The organism is Citrobacter sp. CK188 (assembly GCF_030333525.1).
Taxonomy (GTDB): domain Bacteria; phylum Pseudomonadota; class Gammaproteobacteria; order Enterobacterales; family Enterobacteriaceae; genus Citrobacter_B; species Citrobacter_B koseri.
Genome location: NZ_JAOWFU010000036.1, coordinates 339580 through 354010, shown reverse-complemented (window position 1 = coordinate 354010; position 14431 = coordinate 339580). Strand labels below are relative to the sequence as shown.

11 protein-coding genes are annotated in these 14431 nt (G+C 53.6%); 4 read left to right on the top strand and 7 right to left on the bottom strand.

The genetic code is table 11. The features are described from left to right. The first annotated feature begins 66 nt into the window (after nucleotides 1–66). Nucleotides 67–1134 (top strand): LacI family DNA-binding transcriptional regulator, encoded by a 1068-nt coding sequence (locus tag OGV67_RS19185; RefSeq protein ID WP_338405124.1) that lies wholly within the window; start codon nucleotides 67–69, stop codon nucleotides 1132–1134. 38 nt (nucleotides 1135–1172) lie between these two features. On the opposite strand, the gene OGV67_RS19180 is transcribed toward OGV67_RS19185, so the two are convergent. The 7 genes from OGV67_RS19180 to uxaC form a co-directional block, all read right to left on the bottom strand. Next, a complete protein-coding gene (locus OGV67_RS19180) occupies nucleotides 1173–1592 on the bottom strand; it encodes an RbsD/FucU family protein (RefSeq protein ID WP_286465919.1) in 420 nt (139 codons plus the stop codon). Between the two features lie 45 nt (nucleotides 1593–1637). After that, entirely contained in the window at nucleotides 1638–2402 is a 765-nt protein-coding gene (locus OGV67_RS19175) for an SDR family NAD(P)-dependent oxidoreductase (protein ID WP_012134502.1), read from the bottom strand. 117 nt (nucleotides 2403–2519) lie between these two features. Beyond that, nucleotides 2520–4394 (bottom strand): TRAP transporter large permease, encoded by a 1875-nt coding sequence (locus OGV67_RS19170; protein ID WP_058668440.1) that lies wholly within the window; start codon nucleotides 4392–4394, stop codon nucleotides 2520–2522. A 76-nt stretch (nucleotides 4395–4470) separates the two neighbouring features. Continuing rightward, nucleotides 4471–5514, bottom strand: coding sequence for a TRAP transporter substrate-binding protein (locus OGV67_RS19165; RefSeq protein WP_012134504.1), 1044 nt, complete (start codon nucleotides 5512–5514; stop codon nucleotides 4471–4473). 372 nt (nucleotides 5515–5886) lie between these two features. Further along, nucleotides 5887–7350, bottom strand: coding sequence for a mannitol dehydrogenase family protein (locus tag OGV67_RS19160; protein ID WP_115615235.1), 1464 nt, complete (start codon nucleotides 7348–7350; stop codon nucleotides 5887–5889). A 73-nt stretch (nucleotides 7351–7423) separates the two neighbouring features. Further along, nucleotides 7424–8968 carry an MFS transporter gene (locus OGV67_RS19155; RefSeq protein ID WP_047459551.1) on the bottom strand — a complete coding sequence of 515 codons (1545 nt, stop codon included), beginning with the start codon at nucleotides 8966–8968 and terminating at the stop codon, nucleotides 7424–7426. Between the two features lie 20 nt (nucleotides 8969–8988). Beyond that, complete coding sequence (gene uxaC / locus OGV67_RS19150; RefSeq protein ID WP_049011921.1) at nucleotides 8989–10398, bottom strand: glucuronate isomerase; 1410 nt, start codon at nucleotides 10396–10398, stop codon at nucleotides 8989–8991. A gap of 478 nt (nucleotides 10399–10876) precedes the next feature. On the opposite strand from uxaC, the gene uxuA reads away from it, so the two are divergent. The 3 genes from uxuA (at nucleotide 10877) to OGV67_RS19135 (ending at nucleotide 14386) form a co-directional block, all read left to right on the top strand. After that, on the top strand, nucleotides 10877–11941 hold the full coding sequence (gene uxuA / locus OGV67_RS19145) for a mannonate dehydratase (RefSeq protein ID WP_012134508.1): 1065 nt from the start codon (nucleotides 10877–10879) through the stop codon (nucleotides 11939–11941). A 150-nt stretch (nucleotides 11942–12091) separates the two neighbouring features. Further along, nucleotides 12092–12328 (top strand): hemin uptake protein HemP, encoded by a 237-nt coding sequence (gene hemP / locus OGV67_RS19140; RefSeq protein WP_077956852.1) that lies wholly within the window; start codon nucleotides 12092–12094, stop codon nucleotides 12326–12328. Nucleotides 12329–12403: 75 nt separating this feature from the next. Continuing rightward, complete coding sequence (locus OGV67_RS19135; protein WP_012134511.1) at nucleotides 12404–14386, top strand: TonB-dependent hemoglobin/transferrin/lactoferrin family receptor; 1983 nt, start codon at nucleotides 12404–12406, stop codon at nucleotides 14384–14386. Nucleotides 14387–14431 lie beyond the last annotated feature (45 nt).

The following is a 14431-nucleotide window of genomic DNA, read 5'->3' as shown; positions in this document are numbered from 1 at the left end:
AAACCGTTGTAGTTTATACTCTGCTATCCCGATGGCGATACTGAATGAGCCGCCATTCACCGATTGCTGCAAAGGAGATGTATGGCAAACATTCGAGATGTCGCAAAGCATGCGGGCGTTTCCGTCAGCACGGTGTCCAATGTGCTTAACGGCCGCGCCGATCAAATGCGCCCGGAAACGCTGGCGCGCATTCAGCAAAGCATGCAAACGCTCAACTATTTCCCCAACCGGGTCGCCCAGCAACTCAAAACGGGGCAGGCAAAAATGATCGGGTTGCTGGTGCCATCCATCGTGAACCCCAGCTTTGCGGCACTGGCGCGTGAAGTGGATCTGGCCGCCAAAAAACACCTCTACCGCGTGCTGATCGGCAACACCTATCGCCAAATCGAAGAGGAAGAAGCGTTTCTGGAAGATATGTTTGCTCATGGTGTTCGCGGAATTATTGTGGCCGCCTGTGATATCGAAAAGCCGCATTTCGCCCGCGCGGCGGCGCAGGGCATGATAATGGTGAACTACGATGGCCGTATGCCCGCAAGCGTTGACTCTGGCGGTTTCGCGCTGGACAGTGTGTCGATGGATAACGTTGAGGCGGGCCGAATGGCGGCAGAGCATCTTATCGCGCGCGGGTGTCGCCGCCTCGCGTTTGCGACCGTCGCAGGAATGACCCCCAGCCGCGCGCATAAAATAGAAGGCTTTCTCAGCGCGGTACGCCAGCACGGCATGTATCGTGAAGGGATGATCATCGAAGGAAAAGCGATGGCCGCCTACGGAGATACCGAAATGACCGAACTGGGCCGTTCTCTGGCGCAAACCCTCTGCCAGCAATCCCTTCGTCCTGACGGCATCGTCGCCATTAACGATGCGCTTGGCATTGGTTTGATGAGTGGTTTGCACGAAGCCCGCATCCGCGTGCCGGAAGAGATCTCTCTCGTCGGTATCGACAATATTTCACTCTCTGGCCTGGTTTACCCCGGCCTGACCTCTATTATGCCGCCGCTCACGGAGATGGCGGACGTAATGGTTGAGCGCCTGATCGCCCGAATAGAGACTCCGGCAATCCCTCCCGACGAGTTTTTGTTTCCCCCTTCCCTGGTATGCCGACAATCGGTGCGGGAAGCGGAAAATATACGATGAGAATAACGCGAGAAGAACGTCGCGTTCTTCTCGTCTTCTCAGAGTAATGTCGGGCCGACGGTGAGGAGAATATTGGCAAAACGGCGGGTTTCGCCTGACGCAATCACCAGCAGCGTATCCGATGATTTTGCCAGCGCGTAAAACGCATTTCGCTCAACATGAGAAAGTTCCGTCATTTCTGAAAGCAGACCACGGTATTCACGCTCAATCGTGTTATCAAATTCAGCCGGGCCCGTCATTAACGTCGCTTTCTCTACGTTAATATAACCAAGAATTTTCTCCAGAATCATCACGCTGCCAATTAAGCCGGGAGAAAAGTTAAGCCAGATAATACGTGCCTGCGGTGACGAGTTGGTCAGGAAAGAGTAATTCGCATCCGCGATCAGAATATTGGCTTTATGACCGCACTGCGCCAGTGCCTGTAATAAATCAGGATGAATAATATCTGACTTTATCATAAAGAGTCCCTTTTAAATCAGGCGGGTTTTACAACCCGCCCGCTTTTACGCCCGATAAATACCGCCATTAATATCAATCGTCGCGCCAGAGACGAAACCATCATATTCAGAGGCGAGGAAACAGATCACCCGGGCGACATCCTCAGGCGTACCGGCGCGCCCCAAAGGAATAGCCTGAATCGTCTGGTCGGCAGACGCCTGCGTCGTATGCTGATTGTGAAAACGGGTGCCCAGAATCAATCCTGGGGCCACGGCGTTCACCCGAATGCCAGATTCGCCCAGTTCGGCGGCAAGTGAGCGCGTCCAGGTCAAGACGGCGCCTTTCGTGGTGGAATAAACCAGAGAGCCCGCATGGCCGCCGGAACGACCGGCTAATGACGCCAGATTCACAATGCTCGCCCCATCTGGCGAGGCTTTCAGCCAGGGTAACGCCTGCTGGGTGACATTGAGCATCGTGGTCATATTCACGTCAATAACGGTACGCCAGAACTGTGGTTCGATCTCGCCGAGCCATTTTCGGGCGATAATTCCACCAACGTTATTCACCAGAATATCGATGCCGCCAAGAAACGCCGCGCCCTGCGCAACGCACCGCGCGGCATCTTCCTCATTCGTTAAATCAGCATAACCGCAAGCCGCCCGGCCTCCCTTTTGCTCCGCAATGGCCATTAATTCTCGTGGGCCTTCTTCGCCGCTGAAATAATGAATATAGATATCACATCCGGCCTCAATTAATTTTCTGGCCGTTTCTTTACCAATACCCTGTTCCGCACCGGTAATAAAAACTTTTTTACCCACTAATGATCCCATTTCATACTCCACTTATTCAGATTTAAACATCGCCAGGCGATAACCTGTCGCGTTACTGCCATTTTCAGCACGCGGACATCCCCGCCACTGAGCGTGGCGAATATCCGTAATGAATAATCAGTAGCCTGCCAGTCCAGGCAACCAGGTGGTTAATGGCGGTGCCATCGCCACAATGATGATGCCGACGAAAACAACCGCCAGATATTTCGCCATTGGCCGAATAACATGTTTCATCTCCACGCCGCAGATGGCGCAGGTGGTATACAGCCCTAATCCAATCGGCGGTGAAAATAAGCCAAAGCCCATCGCCAGAATCATGACAATACCGAAATGCAGCGGGTTAAACCCAAGCTGAATGGCGATTGGCACCAGGATAGGGGCGAAAATGATCAACGCTGGCGCACCTTCCAGAACCGCGCCAAAGATAATCAGAATCACAATGGTCAACAGCAGGAACAGCCAGGCGCCCTGTTCCATCCCAATCCCCACCAGCAGTTCAGCGATTTGCTGCGGAATCATCTGTATCGTCAGCGCATAAGAAAGGCTGGTCGCACAGGCGACGATGAACAGCAGCACGCCGGACATAGCCGCGATATCAATAAACATTTTTACCGTCGCTTTCAGCGTCAGCTCGCGAAACGCCAGGCGACCGACAACGATGGCGTAAATCACCGCAAAGGCGGAGATTTCTGTCGAGGTGGCAATCCCCATCATCACCCCACGGCCAATCATAAAGATCATGACCAGCCCCACGGCGGCGCCAAGGTAGAGCTGCGCACGCGGGCGTAAAACCGGGTAAGCCTCGCTGACGTTAATTTTTCCGCCGAAACGGTTGGCCGCGATCATCAGCAGTATCAGCAGGCAGACGGCGGGAACCAGGCCGGCGATAAACAGCGCGCCGATGGAGATATTCGCCACAAACCCCATGACGATCAGATTTACGCACGGAGGAATGGTCTCCGCCATCACCGCCGATGCGGCGAACACCCCTGCGGCCTCTTCGCTGTCCTGCTTAGCGCGACGCACCGCAGGCATCAAGACACCGCCCACCGCAGCGACATCCGCCAGTTTGGAACCGGAAATCCCGGAGAAGAAGGCCATCGACAGCACGGTCGTCATGTTTAACCCGCCGCGAAAGCGCCCCATCCCGCGCACAATCAGCTCAACCAGACGCGTCGACATCCCGTTGATTTCCATTGCCGCCCCCGCAAGTAAAAAGAACGGAATCGCCAGCAGAACGAAGTGATCCACCCCGGCGGCAACCTGCTGAGAGAAAAAGACAAACGGTAACGACGGATCGCAAATAAAGAACACCATTGCGGACATGCCCAGCGTAAACGCGATAGGCACACCGGCCAGGATACCCAGCGCAAAACAGATCAGCATCAGCCCCGCCGCCGCGCTGGCCGGATCGGCCATCAGCGAGAGTTTCAGATACCCCAGCGCCGCCAGCACCAGGATTCCGCCGCCGCTGAGCAGAACAACCCGCGCGCGTTCATGCAGCGCATGTTCCAGCGCGGCCACCATCATTACCACGGAACCGATCAACACCGGGATAACGTAAATCGTCTGCGGCAGGCCGGTCTCGGTCGTTTGTACCCGCGCGGCCTGCACCAGGTCATAACTGGAAATCACCAGCCCCACCGACACCAGAAACAGCACCCAACGACTGGCATGGATAACATAAGGGCGCACCTGCTCGGGCAAAAAACGCAGGAACAGATCGACGCCAATATGCCCGCCTCTGCCTGTGGACGTGGCCACGCCAAAAAAGACGAGGGCAATCATCAGCGCACGCGCCACCTCTTCCGCCCAGTGAATCGGTGAATGCAATGCGTAGCGCCAGATAACGGATGCGAATACCACCAGTACGTTGATAAACAGCACCAGTGCCCCGGCCCAGGATGTTAAGGTCGTTAAGCCTCTGCTCAGTCGGCCTAACAGCATCAGCAAAGCATTTTCATCCTTTGCTTTCATAGAGATATCTGCCATGTTGGACTCCTTTCATGGGCTTACCGGGTGATACCGCCGACCCACCCCAAAACCGGCTGAATCGGCGGCTCACGTATTACGACTTATCGCCTGGCGCCGCGGCGGTAATCTCATCAACAATCGGTTTCATATCAGGATATTGATCGAGGAATGCCTTCCAGACCGGCTGCACCTGCTGCGCAAAGTACGCGCGATCGGTCTCGCGGAATGTCACCCCTTTGGCTTCCAGGTTTTTAATCGCTTCCTGCTCTTTCTGGCTTGCCTGCTGGCGCTCGTACTCTGTGGCTTCCTGCGCCGCCGCAAGGACGTCGGCCCGCAGCGCTTCTGGAATTTGCTCGAAGCTCTTCTTATTCATGGCTATCATCAGCGGGTTAAAGCTATGGCGGGTCAGGGTGCCATTCTTGATAATTTCATAATATTTGCTGGAGTAGATGGTCGGCGCATCATGTTCAACGCCGTCGATAACGCCCATTTGCAGACTGGAATAGACCTCGCCGCCCGGCATCGGAATCGCCACCGCGCCCATATGATTCAGCGTGGCGATAAAGTTAGGCACTGGCAGAACGCGGATTTTCAGATTCTTTAAATCTTCAGGTTTTTCAATGGCCTTTTTGGTATACACGTTACGCGCGCCTAAGTTATAGCCATAACCCAGCACCATAACGTTGGCTTTATTCAGCATTAACGCAGAAAGCTGCTCGCCCGCTTTTCCGTCCAGCGTTTTGCCAACCTGGTCGTAATCTTTAAACAGATAACCCAGATCCAGAACGCCGATTTCAGGCACCAGCGTGGCCCAAATCGAGGTGCCGGAGATCATCATATTGATTGCGCCAATGCGTACCTGCTGCGTGGCATCGGCCTCTTTTCCTAACATCCCGTTGGCGAAATAGTTGAGCTTAATTTGCCCTTTCAATTTTTCGTTTTTGTTCAGGTTCTCCTGAAAACGGGTAAACCAGATATAGTGCGCGGAGGAATCATCCCCGGGCAGAGAGGAGTAAACGCGAAAATTAAGCGCTGCCTGAGCAAAAGAAGTCACCACACTGCCCGCTATCAGCGCGGTACTTAAGCAAGCTAAAGCTAAAAAACGTCTGGTCGAACGAAGCTGTTTTATTTCCATCATGATTGTCCTTCCACATACCATTAGGGTAGCGATAACGCCGTCTGGCACCGCTAAATCGCCAGGAGAGTAAATGAGAAAAACTGCTGTATGTTTCTTCTGTAACGTTTTAGTGTAACGTTACAGAAGCTATCCGCCTCCCTGTACAAAAGCAAGTCGCTTCCTTTCATCAGTGGGAGTGATATGTGAATTTTGTGGCGGACATCGCTAATTCGCGCAGGTGCGTTACATCGTTAAAACGACATCATCGCTGTTTAGTCACTGTTTAGCGCAGAAGGAAGCGACGGGAGAGAAAAAAGAGGAAAAGGGTTGATGAATGAGGGGCGTCAGTCAACGCAGGAGTGCCGTCGTTATCTGGCGGCACTCCTTTACGCTTTACCGTTCAGAGATATAGCGGGCAACCGTCGCTTTCGCGCCGTTTTCCAGCAGCGACAGGTAAGCCTGCGTTACCTGCGCCACAAACAGCGGCTCATGCGGTAATTCGTTCCCGAAAATGGCCTCCACGCCCAGCAGCGCTTTTACCCGCGCCTCGCCTTCCGCGCTCTGCATCACCGCATTCTGCAAGACCGGCAACAGCGGATCGCTAACGTCAATACGGTTTCCCTGTTCATCCACCCCGCCGACGTAACGCATCCAGCCCGCAACGCCCAGCGCCAGCAGATCGAAACGATGGTGGTGAACCAGGTGCCAGCGAACGGAATCCAGCATGCGCTGCGGCAGTTTCTGGCTGCCGTCCATTGCAATCTGCCAGGTACGGTGACGCAGCCCCGTGTTGCTGTAGCGCGCAATCAGCATATCGGCATAGCGGGTGAGATCCACCCCCGTCACGTTCAGCGTCGGCGCCTGCTCTTCCAGCATCAGCGCCCTCGCGGCGCGTCGGAAGTGCTCATCTTCCATACACTCATTAATGTGCTGATAGCCGGAAAGATAACCCAGATAAGCGAGGAAAGAGTGGCTGCCATTAAGCATACGCAGCTTCATCTCTTCAAACGGCAGCACGTCAGCCACCAGTTCGGCTCCGGCCTTTTCCCATTCCGGGCGGCCTGCGACAAAGTTATCCTCGATAACCCACTGGCGGAATGGCTCGCAGGCCACGCCTGCCGGGTCGCGCACGCCGGTAAGCTGTTCAATCTTATCCAGCGTTTCCGCCGTCATCGCCGGGACGATACGATCCACCATCGTGGAGGGGAACGTCACGTTCTGCGCAATCCAGGCAGCCAGCCCGGCATCAACGGCTTGCGCATAGGCGCATATTACGTTGCGCATGACATGACCGTTTTCCGGCATATTGTCGCAGGACATCACGGTAAACGCCGGGAGACCCGCCGCTCTGCGGCGCGCCAGCGCGGCGACAATAACGCCCGGCGCTGATTTTGGCTGCTGAGGGTTTTGCAGATCGGCAACGATAGCCGGGTGATCGAGCATCAACTGGCCGGTAGCCGGAGAGTGGCAGTAGCCTTTTTCCGTGATCGTCAACGATACAATGGCAACCTGCGGCTCGCACATGGCAGCCAGCACCGTTTCCAGGCCATCCACCTGCGCATGCAGCGCGTTCTTCACTACGCCAACCACGCGGGCGGTCCAGGCATCGGCCGACATTTCCGCCACCGTATAGAGGCGATCCTGATTTTTCAGATCGGCGATCTGCTGCTCGCCGCCAATCAGGTTAACTTCGGTGTATCCCCAGTCGCTGCCGTGTTCCGCAGCCAGAATATCTGCATAAACGGCCTGATGCGCACGATGAAACGCGCCGAATCCCAGGTGAACAATTCGCGGAACCAGCGTGTTGCGATCCCAGTTCGGAACGGTGGCTTTCGCGTGTAATAGCTTATTTTGCATCTTTCTACTCACTGTATAAAAAGAGGGATTGGCGGCAGCAGGCCTATTGCGCCCTTGCTGCCGCCAGGCTGTATCAGCTCAGTATGGAGGTGGGTTCAGCGGGCTTTACCCGTTCAGGCGCGCTTTGACACCAGAGCGAGTCATAGCTGTAGCCCGTCAGGTCTTCCACAATATGGCGGGCTTCCGGCGTCACATCCTGTTTAAGACCGTCCGCTTTGAGGCGTTCAATTTCGTCCACGAAAATTTTGTGCGTGCGCTTATTCAGATGGAAGGTCAGCGCTTGCCACAGTGCAATGATCAGAAGCCCGGCCGTACCAACGAACAGCAGCATGGCAATAGTCGTGATCGCTTCCTGCGGCTGCGTCTGGCTGCCTTTCACGAAGCCGCCGCTTTGCAGAAGCAGGCCCACGGCAAAGGTCGCAATAGCTACCGTTGTCTTACGGGAGAACGTCATGACGGCGGCAAACAGTCCTTCACGGCGCTGACGGGTGATCATTTCGTCAATGTCCGGGATGAATGGGAACACGTTCCACGGCGTGAACTCCAGAATGCAGCGCCCGACCTGGTAAACCCCGGCGAGAATCACCAACAATACGATTTTGTTGTCGGTCGGGAACTGGTAAACCAGGAAGAACCCGCCCAGGCACAGCATCATCAGGCTGTAGGAGAAGACATAGAGGCGAGAAGGGCCATATTTAATAATCGCCACGCCCGCCGCCAGCGTGACCGGCAAGCCGACGATACTCATCGATAGCAATGTTCCCGCCAGCGAGGATGAAACATTCAGGCAGTAGACGCAGAAAAAGACGAATACGGTGTTGTAGACATCCTTGGCGGTAAAGGAGAAGAGATAGATCGCCAGATGTTTACGAAACGCGCGCACTTTTAACGTTGAGGCATACTCTTTGAACAGGTTGCCAAACGCCGCCAGTTTTTCGCCAGCGGTCATCGGCTGACGCTCTTTTTCCATTTCCGCCAGCATTTCCGGCGTCAGTTCACGTTCCCAGGTCACTTTCCAGGAGATAAACACACAGACCGTAAACAGCACGGCAAATACAACGCCGTTGATCAGATACGCATCCGCGTTGTTTTCACCCAGCCAGCCGATCAGCAGGCCCGGAATAAAGGTGGCAAGGAACGTCCCGGATGCCGACAGGAACATGCGGCACGTTGACAGTTTGGTACGGTCATTGAAGTCTTTGGTCATCTCAGACGGCAGCGTTTCCCACGGGATCAGTACCATAGCGGCGATAATCTCAAAGGCCAGGTACACAGCGAGATAGAACCAGAAGTTCATGCCGTTCATCCATAACAGGATGTAAACCAGCATGAGTGGCGCGCCAATGAGCAGGAAGAAACGGCGGCGGCCAAATTTCTTGCCCAAATAATGCTTATAGAAATGGTCCGTGAAGCTGCCCATAAACAGGCTCACGATCGCATCGACAATACGCGCGATCGCCACAATAGATGCCGCTTCAATCGGCGACAGACCAACAAAGGTGGTATAGAAGAAAAGCAGCCAGGCACCGATAACGGTAAATGCGCCGCCCCCCATGATATCCGTCAGGCCGTAGCCGATACTGACGGGAATGGTGACTTTTCTGTTCTTACGGGTCATCGTTTATTCCTGCATCAGTCTTATCGAAAACGGAAATAGCGGCGGGCGTTATCCACGCAGATGCCACGAATCATGTTATTGAGGATCGCATCGTCCTCCGGCACTTCCCCTCTTTCGACCCACCCGCCAATCAAATCACAGAGGATTCGGCGGAAATAATCGTGTCGGGTATAGGAGACAAAGCTACGGGAATCCGTCAGCATACCAATAAAGTTAGAGAGTAATCCCTGATCGGCAAGCGCATTGAGCTGATTCACCATGCCGCGTCGCGTATCGTTAAACCACCAGCCGGAGCCAAATTGCAGCGGGGATTTCACACCATCTTCACCGCTCTGGAAATTAGCGATGGTGGAGGCAACCACATCGTTATAGCTGGCGTTGAGGTTATAGAGGATCGTTTTCGGCAGACCGTTGTTTTCCGCCATTGCGTTCAGCAGACCATTCAGGCTTTCCGCAAGGTGCGTCTGATCGCCAATGGAATCAAAGCCACAGTTAATGCCGATTTTTTCGAACATTGGCGTGTTGTTGTTGCGAATCGCGCCAAAGTGAATCTGCATTGCCCAGTCGCGCTGTTTGTACATTTTGGCTAAGGCGACAAAAATAAGGCTATCCCAGGCCTGAAGTTCATCTTCAGTCAGCGCATCACCTGCCAGTCGGCGCAGGAACAGCGCGGCCTGCCCGGCAGCATCAAGCGGGCGAAAACGAACGGCCAGCGGCCCATGATCCGACACCCGGCAACCCGTGCTGTGGAAAAAATCGACGCGCGCTTCAAGCGCCGCGAGAAACTCATTCAGAGTGGTAATGGTTTTTCCGGTTTTCTGCGACAGGCGGGAAACAAACGTCAGGAAACGATCGGGATGCGTTTCAAACAGTTCATCGGGACGGAAGGTCGGCAGCACGAGCGTTGAAAAATCACGCTTTTCCGCCAGTCGCTGATGATATTCCAGATCGTCAAGCGGCCCATCGGTTGTGCAAAGCGCTTCAACATTTGAACGGGTAATTAACGCCTGCGGTAAAAAATCATCGCGACGTAATTGTTCATTACACTGCGCCATAATCGTGCGCCAGTTCTTACTGTTTAGCGTTTCCTCAATCGCGAAATAATATTTCAGTTCAAGATGAGTCCAGTGATACAGCGGATTACCAAAACTGGCCTCAACGGTTTGCGCCCACGCTTCAAATTTTTCCTCTGAAGAGGCATCGCCGGTAATTTTCCGCTCGGGTATGCCATTGGCGCGCATCGCCCGCCATTTATAATGGTCCCCTTCCAGCCAAAGCTGGGTAATATCGGCAAAAGGTTTGTTTTCCCAAATCGCTTTCGCTTCAAGATGGCAGTGATAGTCAATAATAGGTAACGTCTTAGCCAGCTCAGAATACAACCGCTGACCCGGTTCGTTATTTATCATAAAACTTTTATTTATCATGGACATAATTACTCCGCACAAGGGGATGGCTTTTGCTAAAACGTCCCCAGGTTGAGGCTAAAATCGGTGTATGACAGGTACTTAATAGCCCCGACATTACCCCTCCCGCCCATTTAAAGTCTACTACCATACAAGTGTAATTAAGAAATTTGTGACTTAAATCATGTTATGCAACTTTCAATAAAAAAATCACTTTCAGTCGTAATGGCGTGTATTAATCCCTGTGCGATAGCGGCTATTTTCACGATAAACGACAAATAAGAACAAACTGATCATTATATTTTACAAAATTAAAACACTTACCGGAAATAAGCTTTCCAGTAAAAGCTTCCCCTTAACGGAAATGTATATTCCTGGCGGCATTTAATCTTTTTTCTACGGTAAGGTTGATCAAATTGTCATTACTGAATATGCTAGTCAATACTAGTATGGTATGAAGTCAAATATACGAAATACGCAATAAGATAAGAAAGGCGGACAAAGAATGCAGATGACAATGCGCTGGTTTGGGCCACAGGAAGACAAAATCCCGTTGGAATACATTCGCCAGGTGCCGGGTGTAGAAGGCGTCGTCGGGGCGCTCTATGATGTCGCCCCTGGAGAAGTGTGGCCGGTTGAAAAAATTAAGGCGCTGGTTGAGCAGGCGCACGCTGCGGGCCTGAAGATGGAAGTCATCGAAAGCGTCAATATCCACGATGACATCAAAATCGGCACCCCGGAACGCGATCGCTATATTGAGAATTACAAGCAGACGATCCGCAACCTGGCGGGCTTTGGCATAAAGGTCATCTGTTATAACTTCATGCCGGTCTTCGACTGGATGAAAACGGACATGAACTACGTCCTGCCGGATGGTTCTCTGACGATGGCCTTTGAAAAACATGGCATTGATAAGACGCTGGAAGAGGTCGTAAAAGAGGTTCTGGATAACTCCAACGGTTTCGCATTACCGGGATGGGAACCTGAGCGCCTGGCTAAAGTGCAGGAATTATTCGCGCGCTACAGTGGAGTGGATGACGACAAGCTGCGGGAAAACCTGTTTTATTTCCTCCGGGAGATTATTCCCGTGTGCGAAGAAGTGGGCGTGAAAATGGCCATTCACCCGGACGATCCGCCGTATTCTATTTTCGGCCTTCCGCGCGTGGTCAAAAACCACGCCGACCTGGCGATGATTTGCGATGCCGTTGACTCTCCGGCGAATGGCATCACCCTCTGTACCGGTTCGATCGCTGAAGATCCAGAAAATAACGTCTATGAAATCCTGGCTGAATTCACGCGTCGCAAGCGCCTCCATTTTGCGCACGTACGCAACATTAAGCTGATCAAAGATAAAGACTTCTACGAGTCGGCCCACCCTTCGCAGTACGGTTCGCTGGACATGTACCGCGTAATGCAGGCGCTCCACGATAACGGCTTTGATGGCTACATCCGCCCGGATCACGGTCGCTTTATCTGGGGAGAAACGGGACGCCCAGGCTATGGTCTTTACGACCGCGCGCTCGGCGTCACTTACCTGTCAGGTCTCTGGGAAGCGCTGGAGAAAAAATAAAGTCCGTTGTGAATCACGATGTAACGAGATAAAAAACCCGCCATTTTGCGGGTTTTTACTTGCCGTACCCCTCAATATCACCGCTTTTCTCACCAAAGTTGATCCAGACGCTATTTTACGAAAAAACGCTTGATGCAAAAATTGATCTTGATGATAATCATTCTTGTTATCATGTTTATTATCATTTTCATAACGGATGCGCCCGCTATGCATAACACTATGGCTGCAATAATAAAAAACAACGCTCCGCTTTCTCCTTCAGGCACCAAACGCCAGATAGACAGCAAAGTATTGCTCGGTGAAGAAGGCTGGGTACTGATTGAGCATAAGGGTGAACATTATCTGCTCCGCCAGACGCAATCCGGGAAACTGATCCTGACTAAATAAATAACCAATTTCGCCAGCCACCCAGGTCTCCCCCCAGGCAGCCAGCACTTTTCAATTTCCTTATGGAGAGTTGTTATGTTACGCCTGCAATCTGCCTCTTTGCGCCCATCTCTGCTGGCGCTGGCAATCGTTAGCACCCTGCCAGGAGCGGCTTACGCGACCACAGACGATATCACCGTCACTGCGACCGGTAATGCGCGCAGCACCTTTGAAGCCCCCATGATGGTGAGCGTTATCGATACGTCCGATCCCGAAAACCAGACCGCCAGCTCGGCAGCCGATCTGCTGCGTCCTGTTCCAGGGATCACCCTGAGCGGAAGCGGGCGAACCAACGGCCAGGATATCAGTATGCGTGGCTATGACCGTCGCGGCGTACTGATTCTGGTAGATGGCGTTCGTCAGGGAACCGATACCGGGCACCTCAACAGCACCTTCCTCGATCCGGCGTTGATCAAACGTATTGAGATCGTTCGCGGCCCTTCCGCACTGCTGTACGGCAGCGGCGCGCTGGGCGGCGTGATCTCTTATGAAACTGCCGATGCGAAAGATCTGCTTCAGGAAGGCCAGAACAGCGGTTTCCGCGTCTTTGGCACTGGCGGCACCGGCGATCACAGTCTGGGAATGGGCGCCAGCGCCTTTGGCCGAACCGATAACCTTGATGGACTGGTGGCGTGGTCCAGCCGCGATCGTGGCGACCTGCGCCAGGGCGACGGCTCCACGGCGCCAAATGATGAATCGATCAATAACATGCTGGCAAAAGGCACCTGGTATATTAACGATGCGCAGGCGCTGAGTGGGTCATTACGTTACTACAACAACGACGCGCAAGAGCCAAAGAACCCGCAAACGATTGATGCCTCCACCAGCAACCCTCTTGTGGATCGCTCGACCATCCAGCGCGACATGCAGCTCTCTTACAGGATCGCGCCGCAGGGCAACGACTGGCTGAATGCCGATGCTAAAGTGTACTGGTCTGAAGCGCGCATCAACGCCCAGAACGTCGATAACACGGGCGAATTTCGCAAACAAACCACCAAAGGCGGAAAAGTTGAAAACCGCACGCGTCTCTTCAGCGACGCTTTCGCCTCTCACCTGCTGACGTATGGCGGAGAGTATTACCGTCAGGAGCAAAAACCCGGCGGCGTGACAACCGGCTTCCCGGAAGCAAAAATCGACTTCAGCTCCGGCTGGTTGCAGGATGAAATCACCCTTCGCGACCTGCCCGTCACCCTGCTGGGCGGCACGCGTTACGACAACTACCGCGGCAGCAGCGACGGCTATGACGATGTTGATGCCGATAAATGGTCATCTCGCGCCGGGTTAACCGTCAGCCCGACGGACTGGCTGATGCTGTTTGGCTCTTACGCCCAGGCATTCCGCGCGCCGACAATGGGTGAAATGTATAACGATGCAAAACACTTCTCCATTGGCAGCTTCTACACTAACTACTGGGTGCCAAACCCTAACCTGCGCCCGGAAACCAACGAAACGCAGGAGTACGGTTTTGGTCTGCGTTTCGACAATCTGATGCTGTCCAACGATGCGCTGGAGTTCAAAGCCAGCTACTTTGATACCAAAGCAAAAGATTACATCTCCACGACCGTCGATTTCGCCGCCGCGACCACCATGTCTTACAACGTCCCGAACGCCAAAATCTGGGGCTGGGATGTGATGACGAAATATACCGCTGATCTGTTCAGCCTCGACGTGGCCTACAACCGCACCCGTGGGAAAGACAAGGATACCGGAGAGTATATCTCCAGCATTAACCCGGATACCGTCACCAGCAAGCTGAATATTCCCGTCGCGCAGAGCGGCTTCTCCGTTGGCTGGGTAGGAACGTTTGCCGATCGCTCAACGCATATCAGCAGCGAATACAGCAAACAGCCGGGTTATGCCGTCAACGACTTTTACGTTAGCTACCAGGGACAGCAGGCGCTGAAAGGCATGACCACCACGCTGGTGTTGGGTAACGCCTTCGATAAAGAGTACTGGTCGCCGCAGGGCATCCCGCAGGACGGGCGCAACGGCAAGATTTTCGTGAGCTATCAATGGTAATCACCCGCCCCGGTTCGCCGGGGCAAACACTGGAAGGAAGAGACA